Source organism: Flavivirga aquimarina, from assembly GCF_030540835.1.
In the GTDB taxonomy this organism is placed as follows: Bacteria; Bacteroidota; Bacteroidia; order Flavobacteriales; family Flavobacteriaceae; genus Flavivirga; species Flavivirga aquimarina.
Window position 1 is genome coordinate 37,797 of the sequence record NZ_JAUOEK010000084.1, and the last position, 17,731, is coordinate 55,527.

A 17,731-nucleotide genomic window follows, 5' to 3' on the forward strand; every position below is an offset into this window, starting at 1 on the left:
GAATGCAGATTATTGAGCGTTTAAAAATATATTCACTATAGTTTCAATAGTGTTTTCATATTTAACATTTGAAGAGTTTGATAATGCTATAATAACAAGTTTTTCTTTTGGAAAAATTTCTAACTTAGTAACACCTCCAACCGAACCGCCATTATGTCCATAACCTTTTAACTTACCTCTTTTAATAACCCCCCAACCAATACCATAGCCTGTTTTTTTACCATTATTAAGTTTTTGCGAAGTAGTTAATGTTTTAGTCGTGTTTTTTGTTAATAGCGTCTCATTAACCATGGTGTTTCCAAACTTAATAATATCATGTGTAGTCGAAATAAATCCACCGCCTGCCCATTTGTAGCTGTTATCTACATAGGTAGCATTTTTAATTTTTAAGCTATCTGTTTGATAAAATGCACTTCGGTTTAGTATAATATTTTCGTTTTTATCTGCATAAGTATTATTCATATTTAATTTAGAAAAGATATTATTTTGCATAAAATCTAAAAACGGAATACCACTGGCACCTTCAACAATAGCACTTAGTAGATTAAAACCATAAGAAGAATACATATATTTTTTACCTGGTTTGAATAAAAGAGCATCATTTTTGAAAATTTGGATACCTTCTTCAACTGAATAATAACGTTTAGCTGATAAAAATTCATCATTTTTATATCCTCTAATCCCTGCAATATGTCCAGCAATTTGTCTTACAGTAATCGGGTGTTTTTTCTCAGGAAAATAAGGAACATAAGTTTGTACAACATCATCTAAATTTAGTTTGCCTTCATCAAGTAACTTTCCAATCGCCATTGCGGTAAAAGGTTTTGAAACGCTTCCAATTCTAAAAAGTGTTTTTCCTGAAATAATAGGAACTTGATGTTCTAGATTTGCATAACCAAAACCTTCAGACCAAATGATTTCACCATTAATAGAAATAGCAATATCAATTCCTGGGATATTTTGTTTTTGTTGAAGCGAATCAATGATACGATGTGCCTTAAAAATGGCAGAAGAATATTTAGGGTTCTTAATATCTTGGCTTCCAACATTCGTTACATTAAAAATGAAAATAAATAACAGAATGAATTTAATCAGGAATTTCATATTTAAATAACATTTAAAGCCTTAGTCGTAAAGCAATTATTTAGTTTTCTTTTTTTTAGGTTTACTGGCTTTAGCTAATGGGTTAAAATTAATACATAAATCTAACCAATACGATAGATCGTCTTCGGTATCAAACCCTTCAGGTGTTACGAAAATATAACCTCTCATGGGACGTCCGGTAAAGTCCATTGGTAAACATTCTGGTTTTTCGAGTTCTTTTTCATAAATAGATTCACCAATTCTGGCCATGAGTAAACTATCGCCGTACTTTTTATCAATATGGATGCCGCAAAGCATTTTATTATCTACTTTAAAACACAAGCCACCCATCATTTTCAATTCATCAAAAGAAGTTCTTTTTTCTTTTAATTGTTGCCGAATTCTATCGGCTAAATATTCATCATAAGCCATAAAACATTAATTTTTAAATCGGTCTACTAATTTACGTATCATGTTATATACAAATGTATTGGTTTTTGCATAATAAAAAGCTATAAAACAAGCCACTACTATAAATAATAGAGCCCCAAAAATTGCTTGAGTTGGATTTAACGAATGATTTAAAAACCGTTTTAGTCCGTAACCTGTATAACTTCCAAAAAGAATAATGAAATGAATAACATAAATAGACAGTGTTTTTTCTCCTATTCTAGCTATTATAGATTGTTTTAAAAAACGTTCGAATGTGTAAAACAACCCAAATAAGATTAGTACATTTCCTAAGCGTGTGAACAAATAATTATAATTGGCGCTGAGAATAAGTAGCTCAAAATTAGTTAAATAATAGAGTTCTTTTAAGAACCAAGAAGAGTAATAAATAAGTAAATAACCAATTACAAAGTAAGTGATTATAGTAAAATTTTTAAATCGATTTCGGTGCGCATGCCTAAAAAATATAGTAGATAAAAATGCGCCAAAAGCAGAATAACCAAACCATGGTAAAATGGTAAAGATAGAGCCATTAACCTTGGTCATATAATTAGCAATTGGTAGTGGTAAGTTTTCTATAACCAAATTTCTATATAAGGGTTCGGTAATAAAACACAAGCAACCTATTATAAAAAGAACGATAGAAAATATGTAGCTGTAATGTTTAAACAAAATATGCAAACAAACCAAAATGATTAGTGATAAACCAATGCATTGCAGCACATCAATTACAAAAAAATAAGAACTAAAGTAACCACTAAACCAGCTCACTAAATTAATACGGAGACTATAACCAATACCAATAAGTAGAAGCCCTCTAAAAAAGCCTTTTTTAATTCTTAATTGGTCGTCACCTTTAGCATGAGCACGTAATAACAAATATGCAAAAACCAAACCAGAAATAGTAAAAAAAATGGGTGCCGTTATGCCTCTAAAATAAGACCATATATTGTAAACTATATTGCTAGAATCTCTATAAATAGGATTAATTAATGTATCAATAAAATGCCCTTGAAGCATCATTAAGATAGCAAATGCTCTAACAGCATCAATAAAATACAGGCGGTTTGGTTGCAAATTGGTTAAATTGGTTATGCCTAAATATACTTTTAATTATTTAAATCGAAAAAAGTCTCTAAGACTTGCCTCGGAATTTCCGCTGAATTGTCATTCTCGCAAAAGGGGAATCTTAATAAATTGAAATTGATATATTTATAAAATGATTATAACTAAAAACGTATCAATAGATGAATTGATTAAAGCCTTTTCTAATTATGCTTGGGGGTTGCCATTAGTTATTTTATTAATTGGTGGCGGACTTTACTTGCTCGTACTGTCGAGGTTTTTACCTTTTCGATTTTTAGGTCATGCTATTCAAGTATTACGTGGTAAATATGACGATCCGGACGACCCCGGGCAAATAAGTCATTTTAAAGCTCTAACAACCGCATTATCTTCTACCATAGGTATGGGAAATATTGCAGGTGTTGCAGTAGCCATTTCGGTTGGAGGCCCCGGAGCTATGTTTTGGATGTGGGTAAGTGCTGTTGTGGGCATGTCTACAAAGTTTTTTACTTCCACTTTAGCAGTTATGTATCGTGGAAAAGATAGTCGTGGAGAATTACAAGGTGGTCCTATGTATTTTATTATGGAAGGTTTGGGGAAATCTTGGAAACCACTGGCCATTATGTTTAGTTTATTTGGAATGATAGGAGCTTTACCCGTAGTAAACGTTAATCAGTTAACCCAAGCCATAAACGATATTGTATTAACCCCGAATGGTGTTGAGGTCGGCCTGAAATCGAATTTTATTTTGGCTATTATATTAGTGGTATTAACATCGGTTATAATATTGGGTGGCTTAAAGCGTATTAGCAACGCAGCCTCAAAAATGGTACCTTCTATGGTGTTATTATATTTTGGTTTGGTGCTATTTATTTTAATTTCTAATTACGAATTAGTCCCCAAGTATTTTATTATGATTTTTACAGATGCGTTTGCTGCTAAAAATTATAGTGGAGCCCCGTTTTTTGGAGGTGTTCTTGGAGCCCTCATTTTATTAGGTATTCGGCGTGGAGCATTCTCTAATGAGGCAGGTATAGGAACAGCCCCCATGGCACATGGCGCTGCAAAAACGGATGAGCCGATACGAGAAGGACTTGTTGCTATGTTGGGGCCAGCAATTGATACACTGGTAGTTTGTACACTAACAGCTTTGGCCATTTTGGTTACAGGAGTTTGGGAAACCACAACAGATAATGGAGTAAGTTTAACGGCTTCAGCCTTTAGCCATGCAATGCCGGGCTATGGCAAGTATTTACTCATGGTATGTGTCTTAATATTTAGTGTCTCTTCACTATTCTCTTATGCTTATTATGGCACCAAATGTATGTCGTTTATAATTGGCGCAGATAAAAAGCATTATTACAATTATATTTATATTATTAGTATCATATTAGCAGCTACAACACCATTTAGTGTGATGCTAAATTTAATAGATGGAGTATTTGCGTTAATGGCCATTCCTACGATGCTTGCAACACTAATCTTAGCACCAAAAGTTATAAAAGAAGCTCGGAAATATTTTAAAAGATTATAGAATAAAAGCATTTAAACCTTAAATCGAATAGTGAAAAAGTAGCGAGTTAACTTTGGCTTTTAATTTTTATGTAGTAACTTGATATCTTTGATAAATTTTTTCTTGATGCTGTTTAGAAGGGCATTACAAAAAGAAACAAGCAAAATATTTTTTTACAAAGAATAGAATTCTTTTAAGGTGATTTGGGTGTAATAATAAAACTCAATCGAGATTATTTTTTACTTATTTTATTAGTAATATGGGCAAAAGTATTACTTCTATTTGCAGAAGGATAAATGTAGATAGTATAAGCACAAAAGTTTAATAATACATTCTAAAATATCATGTCTTTTACACGTTAAAATGACTATATGTAATAATTTGAAAACGCCATTTTATAGAGTTAAGCTAGTATCAAAATAACGTTAAAGCGTGGGTAGTCAAATATTTATAAAAAAATAAGTGTAATTAAAATTTATTATATAAATTTGACTTTTTAAACGTTAAAAAGACGTTTAATTGTTTTTAAGAGGTGATTTTTCTATTATTATTTATGAAAAATAAAAGAAAGAAAACCGTTTTATACAAAGATTTAAGCACTTTGTAGTAATTACTTTTGCGATAAGTCTATTCAATTGTGTTGAGCAAATAAATTCAAATAATAAGGATGTTGATAATGCTAGTTTAACTAATGATATAATTAAACAAGTGGTGGTCGTTGAGTACTTAATTACAAAATATAATTCTCTAGAACAAGATTTAAAGTTCATAGCAGAAAAGACAAACACAAATATTTTTATCGTAAAAAAACATAATTATGAGTTCAACATTACGTAAAAGGTTTTCTAAATGGCTAGCTTTATTTTTACCGGGAATTTTTCTTCTTGGATTTAATATTGGTACTGGTAGTGTAACCGCTATGGCAAAAGCAGGAGCTACTTATGGAATGTCTTTATTATGGACTATCGTAGCATCATGTTTAACAACATTTTTTATGATAAGTTTATATGGGCGTTATACTTTAGTTACAGGCGAAACAGCATTACAGGCATTTAAAAAGCATATCCACCCAGGAGTTGGCATCTTTTTTATAGTAGCATTAACCGCAGGGGTTTGTGGTAGTGTTATGGGCGTTATGGGAATAGTTGCAGATATTTGTTATGAATGGTCTAAAAGTGTCGTAGAAGGCGGCATAGCGCCAGTTTATTTTGCTGGCTTTTTTATTGCTTTAGTCTATTTTATTTTTTGGAATGGAAAAACGCAGTTTTTTGAAAGAGCTTTAGCAGTAATAGTGGCAATTATGTCTGCCAGTTTTTTGCTAAACTTTTTTATAATGATGCCACCACCAATAGATATAGTAAAAGGACTTATTCCAAATATTCCGGAAACATTAGAAGGCGGTAAAGGCCCCTTTTTAGTAATTGCCTCTTTGGTAGGAACCACAGTATTCTCCGGATTATTTATTATCAGGACAACCCTAGTAAAAGAAGCAGGTTGGACTATTACAGATTTTAAAAAACAACGTAATGATGCTATAGTATCGGTTACCCTTATGTTTGTTATAAGTGCTTCAATAATGGCAGCTGCGGCAGGAACATTATATGTAGAAGGTTTAGGTTTGTCTAAAGCCTCACAAATGATAGAATTGTTAGAGCCTTTGGCAGGAAGTTTTGCAACGTCAGTATTTGCTATTGGTATTATTTCGGCAGGGGTATCATCCCAGTTCCCAAATATTTTAATGCTGCCTTGGTTACTATGTGATTATAATAATTCGGAACGAAAGATGACACTTCCTAAGTATCGCGTCATGGTATTATTAATATCGTTATTGGGATTGGTGGTTCCTATTTTTAATGCGCGACCAGTTTTTGTAATGATCATTTCGCAAGCATTTAATTCAGTTATCCTGCCAGTAACCGTAGCAGGTATTTTATACTTAACTAACCGTAAAGATTTAATGGGAAAACATAAAAATTCAACACTAACAAATGTGTTTTTAGTGTTGATATTATTGTTTTCAATTTTCACTTCTACAATAGGAATAAAAGGTGTAATACAATTAATAAATTAGAAATATGAGCAACGATTTAAGTCAATATGCATACATCCCTTTAAAACAAAAATCTAATCGGGTATGGCGTACTTACGAAGGTGGTGCATTAATTGACAAATGGAAAATGGACACTTCCGAGGTTGACGGTAGCATGCCGGAAGAATGGATTATGTCTACAGTTACAGCAAGAGGGAAATGGAGACCAGAAGACGAAGGACTGTCATTAATAGAGACAACATCAGGGCTAAAACCTCTTAAGGAATTAATAGAGTCTGATAAAGCACTTTTCTTAGGGGAAAAGGTTGCCGAAAAATATGGAACTACAGGGGTTTTAATAAAAATGTTAGATTCTAAAGAACGTTTAACCATACAAGTACATCCAGATAAGGAATATGCGAAATCTGTGCTTAAATCGAATTTTGGTAAAACAGAATCTTGGTATGTATTGAATAACCGTGAAATCAATGGGGAAAAACCTGTGGTTTATATGGGCTTTAAAGAAGGTGTAACCCGAGAGCTTTGGAATCAGCATTTTAAAAACCAAGATGTAGAAGGCATGCTAAATTGCCTTCATAAAATAGACGTAGAGCCTGGTGATGCATTTATGATTTATGGGGGTGTGCCACACGCCATTGGTAGTGGATGCTTTTTAATGGAAGTGCAAGAACCTACAGATTATACCATGAGAGTTGAAAGAGTAACTCCCGGAGGTCTCTCAATTTCAGATGAATTAATTCATCAAGGTGTTGGAGAAGAAATGATGTTAGAATGTTTTCATTATAACACATCCTCTTATGAAAAAGCCATAAAACAATGGAAAGTAGAACCAGAAATAATCGATGACTCAGCTTCATATACATTAAAATCTATTTTCAATGAAAAACATACCGATTGTTTTGGGCTTGAAGAACTTGATTTAAATGGCACCTATACAATTAAATCTAATGCGAGTTTTCGTGTAGCAGTGATATACTCAGGAGAAGGTACCATGATTTGTGAAGGCGAGACCTATACATATAAACAAGGCGATGAGATTTTTTTATCAGCTGCAATTAAAGAAATAACATTCAAGTCTAATTCTGCATCAAAAATATTACTGTGTTATCCACCTAAATGATTTTAGTAAAATCTTACAAAAAGTGTTAAAAAAGCAGTACAATTATTTAGAAATTAATTGTAAAAATGAAAAGAATTTATTATCTGAAATGATATATTAGCATTTCAATTTTCAAAAACTAAATTATGACAGACAAATCAAATGCAAAAGCTTACTGGAAAGAGAATATAAGATATCTTTTTATTTTATTAGGAATATGGTTTCTAGTATCCTTTGGAGCAGGGATTATTTTTAAAGATGCCTTAAACACAATAAAAATTGGAGGTTTTAAATTAGGATTCTGGTTTGCTCAACAAGGGGCTATGTATGTGTTTGTCATTTTAATATTTGTCTATGTTCGAATAATGAATAAGCTTGATAAAAAATATGGTTTTGATGTATAGTTTAGTAGCTGAAGGAATTGGTGTTCAAAATTGGACATATATATTAGTAGGGATTACATTTGCACTATATATAGGAATAGCCATTTGGTCTAGAGCAGGTTCTACAAAAGAATTTTACGTAGCAGGTGGCGGTGTATCACCATTAGCCAACGGTATGGCTACAGCAGCAGATTGGATGAGTGCTGCATCATTTATTTCCATGGCGGGAATCATTTCATTTGCTGGTTATGACGGAGCAGTATATTTGATGGGGTGGACAGGTGGTTATGTGCTTTTGGCACTACTTTTAGCACCTTATTTACGTAAGTTTGGAAAATTCACAGTACCAGATTTTATAGGAGACCGATATTATTCTAAAACAGCCAGAATTGTTGCAGTACTCTGTGCCTTATTAGTATCGTTCACTTATGTTGCAGGACAAATGCGAGGTGTTGGTATTGTTTTCTCTCGTTTTTTAGAAGTTGATATTAATACAGGGGTTATTATAGGAATGCTTATTGTTTTATTTTATGCTGTTTTGGGAGGCATGAAAGGTATTACCTATACACAAGTAGCACAATATTGTGTCTTAATCTTTGCCTTTATGGTACCTGCTGTCTTTATATCCATTCAAATGACAGGAAATCCAATTCCGCAATTAGGGTTTGGTAGTGAATTAGCAGATGGTTCCGGAACATATTTATTAGACAAACTGGACGGACTTAGCACCGAATTGGGCTTTGCTGAATATACTGAAGGTTCAAAGTCTTTAATAGATGTTTTTGCCATAACATTAGCATTAATGGTTGGTACAGCAGGTTTACCACATGTTATTGTGAGATTTTTTACGGTAAAACGTGTAAAAGATGCTAGAAAATCTGCAGGTATAGCATTATTGCTAATTGTAATATTATATACTACGGCACCAGCGGTGGCTGTATTTGCAAGAACCAATATGATCGAAACCGTTTCAAATAAAGCGTACTCAGATGTGCCGGAATGGTTTAAAAAATGGGAAGAAACAAATTTGATAAGTTTTTCAGATAAAAATTCAGATGGAAAAATTCAATACTTTTCAGGCGATGCTTTTTTGAAAGGAGAAGATGGTAAATTTGATTTTGAAAAACCAAACCCAAATACAGAGAATGAGCTTTATGTAGACAGAGATATTATGGTATTGGCAAATCCGGAAATTGCGAAACTACCCGATTGGGTTATTGCTTTAGTTGCAGCAGGTGGGTTAGCAGCAGCATTATCTACAGCAGCAGGGTTGTTATTAGTGATTTCAGCTTCAGTTTCTCACGATTTAATTAAGAAAATTGTAAACCCTAAAATTTCAGAAAAAGGGGAATTAGTAGCAGCACGTTTGTCTGCAGTGGGGGCCGTATGTGTGGCAGGTTATTTTGGTATTAATCCACCAGGGTTTGTCGCAGCAACAGTAGCTTTGGCCTTTGGTCTGGCTGCGGCATCATTCTTCCCGGCCATTATTTTAGGCATTTTCTTTAAAAGAATGAATAAAGAAGGTGCTATTGCAGGCATGGTAGTAGGTATTGTTACAATGCTTTTATATATGGTGAAATTTAAACTAGGTTGGTTCGATGATGTTGTACCTGATAAAAGTGAATGGTGGTTTGGAATTTCCCCTGAAGGTTTTGGAACTATAGCTATGGTGCTTAATTTTATTGTATCCATAGTCATTATGAAATTTACAGAAGCACCGCCTAAAGAAGTTCAAGAAATTGTAGAAAATATTAGAATACCAAGTGGGGCAGGGGAAGCAACACATTAATTCGTGTAAAATTTAGTACTTCATATAGAATATAAATAAAGTGCTCGAGCACATTTTTAAAATAAGTGATTGAATATTACTTATTTTTTCTACTTTTATGCACCAAAAACACTAAATAAGATCAAATGAGTAATTACCATATAAAACACTTAGAAGAATATTATCAAGTATATAGAAAGTCTGTAAGAGAACCAGAGAATTTTTGGGAAGAAGTAGCCGAAGAGCATTTTATGTGGCAAAAAAAATGGGACCGTGTACTAAGTTGGGATTTTAGCAAACCCGAAGTAAAATGGTTTGAAGGTGCCCAACTAAACATTACAGAGAATTGTATTGATAGGCATTTAGCGACGCGAGGAGACAAAACAGCTATTTTATTTGAACCCAATAGTCCAGAAGAAGCCGCAGAACATATTACTTATAACCAATTACACGAGCGTGTTAATAAATTTGCCAATGTCTTAAAAAGTCAAGGCATTAAAAAAGGAGACCGAGTTTGTGTTTATTTACCCATGATACCAGAATTAGCAATTTCCGTTTTGGCTTGTGCTAGAATTGGTGCCATACACTCGGTAGTATTTGCAGGTTTTTCTGCCACAGCATTATCTACAAGAATAAACGATTCAGATTGTAAAATAGTAATAACCAGTGATGGTTCTTATAGAGGCGCAAAAACTATAGACTTAAAAGGTATTGTAGATGAAGCTCTAGAAGATTGCCCATGTGTAGAAACGGTTCTTGTTGCAAAGCGAATTCATTCTGAAATAGCTATGAAAGAGGGTCGTGATAAATGGTTACAACCTTTATTGGATGAGGCTTCAATTGATTGTGCCGCAGAAGTTATGGATGCCGAAGACCCACTATTTATATTATATACTTCAGGTTCTACAGGGCAACCTAAAGGCATGGTGCACACCAATGGAGGCTATATGGTATATACGGCGTATACCTTTAAAAATGTATTTCAATATAGAGAAAATGATGTGTATTGGTGTACCGCAGATATAGGGTGGATTACCGGACACAGTTATATTGTTTACGGACCATTAGCCAACGGTGCTACCACTGTTATGTTTGAAGGTGTACCAAGTTACCCAGATTTTGGACGTTTTTGGGAAGTCGTGCAAAAACATAAAGTCAACCAATTCTATACTGCACCAACCGCCATACGTGCTTTAGCAAAACAAGGTTCAGAGCTTGTAGAGCAATACGATTTGTCCTCTCTTAAAGTTTTGGGCTCGGTAGGTGAACCCATAAACGAAGAAGCATGGCATTGGTATAACGATAATGTTGGTAAAAAGAATAGCCCGATTGTAGATACTTGGTGGCAAACAGAGACGGGAGGCATCATGATAAGTCCTATTCCGTTTGTAACACCTACCAAACCAACTTACGCCACCTTACCCTTTATAGGAATACAACCTGCCTTAATGGATGAAAACGGACAAGAATTAAAAGGCAATCAAGTAGATGGCAGACTGTGTGTAAAATTTCCATGGCCAAGTATGGCACGGACTATTTGGGGAAACCACCAACGGTATAAAGACACTTACTTTTCAGCTTTTGAAAACAAATATTTTACCGGGGATGGTGCATTAAGAGACGAAGTAGGTTATTATAGAATTACTGGACGTGTAGATGATGTTATTATAGTATCAGGACATAACTTAGGAACAGCTCCTATAGAGGATGCCATTAACGAGCATCCGGCGGTAGCAGAATCTGCCATAGTTGGGTTCCCTCATGATGTAAAAGGCAACGCGTTATATGGTTATGTTATTTTAAAAGATACAGGTGAAAGTAGAGATCAAACCAATTTACGTAAAGAAATTAACCAGATTATTACAGAGCATATTGGCCCTATAGCCAAGTTGGATAAGATTCAATTTACAAGCGGATTACCAAAAACCCGATCAGGTAAAATCATGAGACGTATCTTAAGAAAGATAGCTTGTAAAGAAACAAGCAATTTAGGAGATACCAGCACCCTTTTAAATCCGGAAGTAGTACAAGATATTATGGATAATGTTTTGTGATTTAAAGTACTATTAACTTAGTAGGTAGTCCCATTGTAGTTTTTTTCGTTTATCTAATCGCGATAAAATTTTTAAAAACACGATGGCAGTTATTAGGGCATCGCCATTAGCTGTATGTCTATCTACTTTAGGGACATTGAGTTCTTTGCATAAATCATCTAAAGAGTAATGATCTTTTAAGTTCTCGCGATAAATAACATGTTTAGATTGGTTAAACAGATATCCTGTGTCGATAAATTTATTTTTTAGTTTACCTAGTCCATGTCTTAGCAGCATCTCGTTTATCATATTTTTATCAAAATTAGCATGATGTGCAATTAAAACAGCATTTTTTATGTAAGCCAAAAATATTTTAATAGCTTCGAGTTCAGTCACTTTTTGTAAAGAACCTTTTTTCATTAATCCGTGAATCTTAACGGTTTCTGGATTAAAAACCTCTTGCTCTAAATAAAGTTCTAAACTATTATTTACATGAATAGATTTGCCAACAAAAGTAACAGCTCCAATAGATAGAATTCTATCATTTTTTTTATCAAAACCAGTAGTTTCGGTATCAAAAGCGACAAAACGAGTGTTTTCAATCAGGCTTTTTTCTACATTTTTAAAATGACTAATATAATCCATCCAAAAATTAGGATAGTCCTTTTTACTTTTACGGAACCATTTAAGAATCATTTAGGCAAAGTTTTTTAAATCAAATCTAATTTTTAAAATTTCTTGAATTTCATGAATGGGTTTAAAGCAACGTCTTAGTTTAAGTTTTTCCTCTTTAGTCAAGGTTTTTAAATCAATAAATTTACCAGAATTGTTGCGTAATAAACCTTGTTTGGTTTTAAATTTAGATAACGCCTTAAAAGCATAAGAACACGATTCGTATAATTCTTTGTTGTTAGGTTCGAGTTCTGCTAATTTTTCAAAACGTTTATAAGTATTATTAACGCCTTTTATTTGTTTACTTAAAATGAGTAATCTAGCTGCGTCAATAAGTGTCATTAATGCTCTACTTTTAATATTAAAAAGTTCTTTTTTATCACCATTTTGTTCTACTAGAAACTGTTTGAAAAAACCAAGAGGGGATGGGCTTTTTATGGCTTCGCGCCCTAAAAATTTGTAAAATAAATTCGTTTTTTCTAAGGTTGTAAAAATAGTATCTGTAAGATCATTAACTAATGATTCATTGCCATACACCAAGTTGTAATCAAAAAATATAGAAGACAATAAAACCGCTTTTTCATCCGGTTTTAAAATCCAATTTTTAAATTGAGTTTTCCATTCGGTTAAAGATTTACACCACTCTGGGTTATTTGCCATCATATCGGCTTCACAATATTCAAACCCAATTTTATTTAAAGATGTAGTAACCAGTTTAGCCAGTTCTAAAAAATAAGCCTGAGTTTCTGCATAGCGGTTTTCCGGAACATCTTCAAATACCAAAGCGTTATCTTGATCGGTAAAAAGTAACTGCTCTTTGCGTCCTTGACTGCCCAGTGCTAACCAAGAAAAAGCCACAGGAGGTTCAGTGGGCATTTTTTTTAGAGCTAATTCTACAGCACGAATAATAACGGCATCATTAATTTGCGAAATTATATTTATAATGTGCGATAGCGGGATGTTTTGCTCAATATAACTTTTTAATAATGAATTTCCCTTAAGTCTGGCTGCACGTAATTTTTTAGTTCGTTTTGCACGATTTATTTCCTTAAGTATAACTGTTGGACTATTACCCAAAGTTACCAAAACATCATGATGGGTTAAAACTCCAATAAGTTTAGAGTTAACTGTACCATCTTTAGTAATGCATAGATGTCCAATACTGTGTTTAATCATTTGCAATTGCCCATCAGCTATAGTTAACCCTTTTTTACTTGTCATTACAGGCGAACTCATAATATTAGTTACAGGTGTTTCAATAGGAAATAAACCTGTAGCTATTTTATTTTTAATATCACTATTGGTAATAATACCTACCGGTTTTTTTGTGTCATCAACGACCACAATACAACCAATTTTATGATCGCTCATTTTTTTAGCAGCTTTTTTTAAAGAGGATTCCATAGAACATGTAATGGGAGACCTAGTATAATTAGCTGTTTGAAAATTCGCCATATCTTGAGATTTATTCGGCAAATAATCACCAAAAATTTCACCAGCTTCTTCTGCTGTATAAGGATCGAAAGCATTAGACGCGAACGCGGTAATTAAATATTTATGAATTTGGGTATTATAATCTGTTACCGATTGAAAAACAGTAATTGGTATACCATATACAATGGATTCTTCATTTGCAGTAGCAGTAAGCTTATAAGGTTCTTTGGTTATAAGCGGACGCAGCCCAAAAACATCACCAATATCATGAATATTGGTAATCTCTTTAACATCATCGCTACTATAATATAGATTTATGGCACCATCTCGTACTATATAAAAATTGTCATGCTCGATGTCATCCTTTTTAAATATAGTATCCCCTTTTTCTAAATAAGTTATAGTAACCTCAGTGGCAATTTGTAACAAAGCTCTATGAGAAAGCATATTAAAAGGGGGATAGCCCTGTAAAAAATCAGCAATACGTTCGGCTATAGAGTTTTTCATAAAACATTTTTGTTTTGGAGCTTGTGGTTTATTTAAAATATAGGAAACAAATTTAATAAATAAGCACCTATGAAGTTTTGATGTTCTATGATTATTTTATTGTAGAATCACAAGGTTTTACACGAGATTGTATAATGGTTCTGGTTATAGGGTCTGTAAATACTCCTTTGTATATTGGATGCTCTCCCACATTTGTAAAGAATTCAAATTCATTATTGTGCCTAGTATAATGAATAACTGCTTCACCATTTTTGAAAAAAATAGAATCTTTACATACATCTACTTTTTTAAATGTTTCTAATATTCCTTCATTTAGAGCCTTTTCCATATCACCACCAGAACACCTTATTTTCTCATAATGATCGTCCACCCATATCATGCAATCCTTTTCATAATATTTAACAATGAAGAATATTAACCCGCTTAAAAGTATTACGATACTTATCGAAGAGATTAATAATTTCACTTTTAACCTTTTGGTAATTCCATCACAACTCTTTCTTATTTCAAAATCTTTAAAACTTTTGAAACCCAAATAATTACTTAGTGCATCTAGTGTAAAGTCTTGAGGAATAATTTTATCTATTTTTTTAGTTATATACCCCTTGTAATACCTGTTAAAAGTCATTTCGGTTATATCGATATTTAGCGTATCAAGAAACTTAATATTTAGATAATTAGCTAGACCTGATGACTTTCCAGAATCTAATTTAGCTTTATCAAAGACTAATTCCATAAGCTCTTGAATTAGTTCTTCTTTACTTGATTGTATTTCTCTACTTTTCTTCATAAAATTTAACTATCTGATTTTTAATTGTTTATAATTATGATAGGTAAATGTTAGATAGATGTTGGTATTATGTTATCTATAATTTTAAAAATCTAAACGTCTTTTGTGCTGTAATCAATTAATAGTCGTGTAAAGCTAACATGACTAATGTACAAAATTGATTTACAATGAAATACATTATACAATTACAATAGCCAAATGGAAAGTAGCTAAAGTGGTTGTATAAGGTTTCAACTTTCCAAAAAACGAGAAAGACGTCTTCTCTCTTTTAGCAAAATGCTAATGCAATAGAGCATCTGAGAAAAACTCAGACAGCCACACTATTGCCAATTTTTAAAATTTATTAAAATGAATAAATTATATTTAATAATACTTATGGTTTTCCTCAATATGGCTTTATTTTCATGTTCGCCAGAGGTTATAGAAGAAAATAATCCAACAGAAACAAAAGAAGTTGCATGTTGTGGAGAAGATGATCATATTCCGCCGCCTCCACCAGAGAAGTAGGAAATTGATTAATTAAAAACTAATTAATACTTTAGAGGAATGAAAAAACTTACGGTTTCATTCCTCTTTTTTTATAGCCAAATTATAGGTGTTCTATTTTTCATAACTAGTCCAGTTAATGGTCAGCAATTACATGATAGTATAACTTACTATCATAACATGGTTTTAAATTCCAAATCAAAAGATTCTTTACTTTCCGGATATATATATTTTAGAAATCAAAAAGAGCAAAACTTAAAAAATAAGGAAGACATCAAGGCTATTTATAATTTAAGGATGATAATAATCACTCAAATTGATTTGGGGTTGATTTATGAAGCTGAATCGTCCGTTATAGAAGCATTAAAATTAATAGATAATCAGCAAGTTATAGATAATTCTTTAATGCAGGATAAATTAGCCTTATACAATAGTTTAGGAATGATTTATAGATCAATGAATAAGTATGATAAAGCTATAGTTATATATGATCAAGCATTAGAGATTGCAAAAAGAACAAGTGATAGTATTTCATTGCATAATAATAAAGGCAACATTTATAAAGATTTGGGCGAGTTTATATTAGCTGAAAAAGAATTTAATATTGTATATAATGAAAGATTGAAAACCGGAAATGAACAATTATTAGCAAAAGCCTTAGATAACTTAGGATCGGTGCAAGGAAAACTAGGAAATAAAAGGGGCTTAGAAAGAATGCTTGAAGCACTTACAATACGAATAAAAGAAAATGATGTTCAATATTATTATACAAATTATAAGCATTTAGCTGAATATTACAAAGATAGAGGAGAGGTTAAAGAAGCAAAGAGATATGCAAATTTAGCTTACGAAGCTGCGAGCTTATACAGAGAATCTTATTTAGAAGATGCTTTACCACGTTTATTAGAATTTAGTGATGACGGTCTGGTTTCAGAGTATATTAAAATGAATGACAGCTTAGTAAAAGAACGACTTTTAGTCGATGAGAAATATTCGAGTGCTAAATATAACTTAGAAAAAGAACAACGACGAACTTTTAAAACCGAGCTTCAAAAAGAAAGGCAGGAAAAATTGAAATTAATTTATCTGTTCTCAGGATTAACGGTTTTGCTCATTGCAATTTTTACAATTTATATTTTAAAGCTTCGACACAAAAAAGAAAAATTTCAACAGGTTTATAATACAGAAATACGAATTTCAAAAAAAATCCATGACGAAGTGGCTAATGATGTATATCATGTTATGACTAAACTGCAAAGTAAAACAGATACGAATGAGGTTATTTTAGATGATTTAGAAAATATTTATACCAGAACAAGAGACATTTCTAAAGAAAACAGTGCCATAGACGTTAAAGGCAATTTTAACGGGTTACTCAATGATTTACTGTTGAGTTATAAAAATAAGGAGGTTAATGTTATAACAAAAAACAGTTCGAAAATTGATTGGAATACTATAGCTGATATCAAAAAGACGACACTTTATAGAGTGTTACAAGAATTGATGACTAATATGCGGAAACACAGTCAAGCTTCTATAGTCGCATTAACGTTTAATCAAGCCAAAAATAGCATAGTAATAGATTACAAAGATAACGGTGTTGGTTGTGAATTATTTAAAAACAATGGGTTACAGAATGTGGAAAACCGTATTAAATCTATAAATGGGACCATTACCTTTGAATCTCAGGTTAATAATGGTTTTAAAGTTAAGATTAAAGTATAGCTATGTTTGTAAAAGTTTTGGTTTCTGAAGATATGGATGATATTAACAAAGGGATATATGAATCACTTTGCGATTTGGGGATTCAGGAAATTCATCAAGTACAATATTGTGATGATGCTTATTTGAAAATAAAAAGAGCCATTTTAGACGATGCGCCTTACCAACTGCTTATTACAGATTTATCTTTTAAATCTGACCATCGTGAACAGCGTTTTTCTTCGGGAGAAGATTTAATTAAAATTATAAAAGAACAATTTCCTGATTTAAAAATCGTAGTATACTCCGTAGAAGATCGACTTCAAAAAGTTAGAACTTTAATGACTTCTAATGGTGTTGATGCTTATGTGTGTAAAAGTAGGAGAGGGTTAATAGAGTTATCGAAAGCTATTCATACTGTTTTTAAAAATGAAACATATGTATCGCCTCAAGTAGAACAAGCACTAAGCAATAAGGCAGATTTAGAGATAAATGATTATGATATAGAGCTAATTAAAGAACTTTCAAATGGTTTATCACAAGAAGCCATTAGTATGCTTTTTAAGAAAAATGGAATAACTCCAAATAGTGTAAGCTCTATTGAAAAGCGTCTTAATAAACTACGTATTGAATTTAAAGCTAATAATGCCATACACTTGGTGGCTATAGTTAAAGATTTAGGGTTAGTATAAATTCA

At 32.4% G+C, this 17,731-nt stretch carries 14 protein-coding genes; 8 read left to right on the forward strand and 6 right to left on the reverse strand.

Annotated elements, in window-relative coordinates:
- Window positions 1–9: 9 nt before the first annotated feature.
- The 3 genes from Q4Q35_RS07525 to Q4Q35_RS07535 are packed head-to-tail and all read right to left on the reverse strand — an operon-like array spanning window position 10 to window position 2,610.
- Window positions 10–1,104: a serine hydrolase domain-containing protein gene (locus Q4Q35_RS07525; RefSeq protein ID WP_303277349.1), complete on the reverse strand. Its 1,095-nt coding sequence runs from the start codon at window positions 1,102–1,104 to the stop codon at window positions 10–12.
- 36 nt (window positions 1,105–1,140) lie between these two features.
- The gene (locus Q4Q35_RS07530) at window positions 1,141–1,515 is read right to left on the reverse strand and encodes a TfoX/Sxy family protein (RefSeq protein WP_303277350.1); all 375 of its coding nucleotides are present in this window, start codon (window positions 1,513–1,515) and stop codon (window positions 1,141–1,143) included.
- Between the two features lie 6 nt (window positions 1,516–1,521).
- Entirely contained in the window at window positions 1,522–2,610 is a 1,089-nt protein-coding gene (locus tag Q4Q35_RS07535) for a heparan-alpha-glucosaminide N-acetyltransferase domain-containing protein (RefSeq protein WP_303277351.1), read from the reverse strand.
- A gap of 142 nt (window positions 2,611–2,752) precedes the next feature.
- Here Q4Q35_RS07535 and Q4Q35_RS07540 point away from each other — a divergent pair, with 142 nt between their 5' ends.
- From Q4Q35_RS07540 to acs, 6 genes are all read left to right on the forward strand, one after another.
- The gene (locus tag Q4Q35_RS07540) at window positions 2,753–4,132 is read left to right on the forward strand and encodes an alanine/glycine:cation symporter family protein (RefSeq protein WP_303277352.1); all 1,380 of its coding nucleotides are present in this window, start codon (window positions 2,753–2,755) and stop codon (window positions 4,130–4,132) included.
- Between the two features lie 796 nt (window positions 4,133–4,928).
- Entirely contained in the window at window positions 4,929–6,182 is a 1,254-nt protein-coding gene (locus Q4Q35_RS07545) for an Nramp family divalent metal transporter (RefSeq protein WP_303277353.1), read from the forward strand.
- A gap of 4 nt (window positions 6,183–6,186) precedes the next feature.
- Complete coding sequence (locus Q4Q35_RS07550; RefSeq protein ID WP_303277354.1) at window positions 6,187–7,281, forward strand: type I phosphomannose isomerase catalytic subunit; 1,095 nt, start codon at window positions 6,187–6,189, stop codon at window positions 7,279–7,281.
- A 125-nt stretch (window positions 7,282–7,406) separates the two neighbouring features.
- A complete protein-coding gene (locus Q4Q35_RS07555; RefSeq protein ID WP_303277355.1) occupies window positions 7,407–7,664 on the forward strand; it encodes a DUF4212 domain-containing protein in 258 nt (85 codons plus the stop codon).
- A 16-nt stretch (window positions 7,665–7,680) separates the two neighbouring features.
- Window positions 7,681–9,432 carry a sodium:solute symporter family protein gene (locus Q4Q35_RS07560; RefSeq protein WP_303277434.1) on the forward strand — a complete coding sequence of 584 codons (1,752 nt, stop codon included), beginning with the start codon at window positions 7,681–7,683 and terminating at the stop codon, window positions 9,430–9,432.
- A gap of 125 nt (window positions 9,433–9,557) precedes the next feature.
- The gene (acs, locus tag Q4Q35_RS07565) at window positions 9,558–11,465 is read left to right on the forward strand and encodes an acetate--CoA ligase (RefSeq protein ID WP_303277356.1); all 1,908 of its coding nucleotides are present in this window, start codon (window positions 9,558–9,560) and stop codon (window positions 11,463–11,465) included.
- A gap of 12 nt (window positions 11,466–11,477) precedes the next feature.
- Here the strand turns inward: acs and Q4Q35_RS07570 are convergent, their stop codons facing one another.
- The 3 genes from Q4Q35_RS07570 to Q4Q35_RS07580 form a co-directional block, all read right to left on the reverse strand.
- Window positions 11,478–12,140, reverse strand: a complete 663-nt coding sequence (locus Q4Q35_RS07570; RefSeq protein ID WP_303277357.1) for a 3'-5' exonuclease — start codon at window positions 12,138–12,140, stop codon at window positions 11,478–11,480.
- Window positions 12,141–14,057, reverse strand: coding sequence for a DUF294 nucleotidyltransferase-like domain-containing protein (locus tag Q4Q35_RS07575; RefSeq protein ID WP_303277358.1), 1,917 nt, complete (start codon window positions 14,055–14,057; stop codon window positions 12,141–12,143).
- A 91-nt stretch (window positions 14,058–14,148) separates the two neighbouring features.
- Window positions 14,149–14,847, reverse strand: a complete 699-nt coding sequence (locus Q4Q35_RS07580) for a hypothetical protein (protein WP_303277359.1) — start codon at window positions 14,845–14,847, stop codon at window positions 14,149–14,151.
- Window positions 14,848–15,393: 546 nt separating this feature from the next.
- Between Q4Q35_RS07580 and Q4Q35_RS07585 the strand changes: the two genes are divergently transcribed.
- Window positions 15,394–17,058 carry an ATP-binding protein gene (locus Q4Q35_RS07585; protein ID WP_303277360.1) on the forward strand — a complete coding sequence of 555 codons (1,665 nt, stop codon included), beginning with the start codon at window positions 15,394–15,396 and terminating at the stop codon, window positions 17,056–17,058.
- Between the two features lie 2 nt (window positions 17,059–17,060).
- Window positions 17,061–17,726, forward strand: coding sequence for a response regulator (locus tag Q4Q35_RS07590; protein ID WP_303277361.1), 666 nt, complete (start codon window positions 17,061–17,063; stop codon window positions 17,724–17,726).
- Window positions 17,727–17,731 lie beyond the last annotated feature (5 nt).

Excerpts from the sequence above, each read along its gene's own strand:
- Q4Q35_RS07525 (WP_303277349.1), bottom strand. The coding sequence starts at position 1,104 with ATGAAATTCCTGATTAAATTCATTCTGTTATTTATTTTCATTTTTAAT.
- Q4Q35_RS07530 (WP_303277350.1), bottom strand. The coding sequence starts at position 1,515 with ATGGCTTATGATGAATATTTAGCCGATAGAATTCGGCAACAATTAAAA.
- Q4Q35_RS07540 (WP_303277352.1), top strand. The coding sequence starts at position 2,753 with ATGATTATAACTAAAAACGTATCAATAGATGAATTGATTAAAGCCTTT.
- Q4Q35_RS07545 (WP_303277353.1), top strand. The coding sequence starts at position 4,929 with ATGAGTTCAACATTACGTAAAAGGTTTTCTAAATGGCTAGCTTTATTT.
- Q4Q35_RS07550 (WP_303277354.1), top strand. The coding sequence starts at position 6,187 with ATGAGCAACGATTTAAGTCAATATGCATACATCCCTTTAAAACAAAAA.
- Q4Q35_RS07555 (WP_303277355.1), top strand. The coding sequence starts at position 7,407 with ATGACAGACAAATCAAATGCAAAAGCTTACTGGAAAGAGAATATAAGA.
- acs (WP_303277356.1), top strand. The coding sequence starts at position 9,558 with ATGAGTAATTACCATATAAAACACTTAGAAGAATATTATCAAGTATAT.
- Q4Q35_RS07570 (WP_303277357.1), bottom strand. The coding sequence starts at position 12,140 with ATGATTCTTAAATGGTTCCGTAAAAGTAAAAAGGACTATCCTAATTTT.
- Q4Q35_RS07575 (WP_303277358.1), bottom strand. The coding sequence starts at position 14,057 with ATGAAAAACTCTATAGCCGAACGTATTGCTGATTTTTTACAGGGCTAT.
- Q4Q35_RS07580 (WP_303277359.1), bottom strand. The coding sequence starts at position 14,847 with ATGAAGAAAAGTAGAGAAATACAATCAAGTAAAGAAGAACTAATTCAA.
- Q4Q35_RS07585 (WP_303277360.1), top strand. The coding sequence starts at position 15,394 with ATGAAAAAACTTACGGTTTCATTCCTCTTTTTTTATAGCCAAATTATA.
- Q4Q35_RS07590 (WP_303277361.1), top strand. The coding sequence starts at position 17,061 with ATGTTTGTAAAAGTTTTGGTTTCTGAAGATATGGATGATATTAACAAA.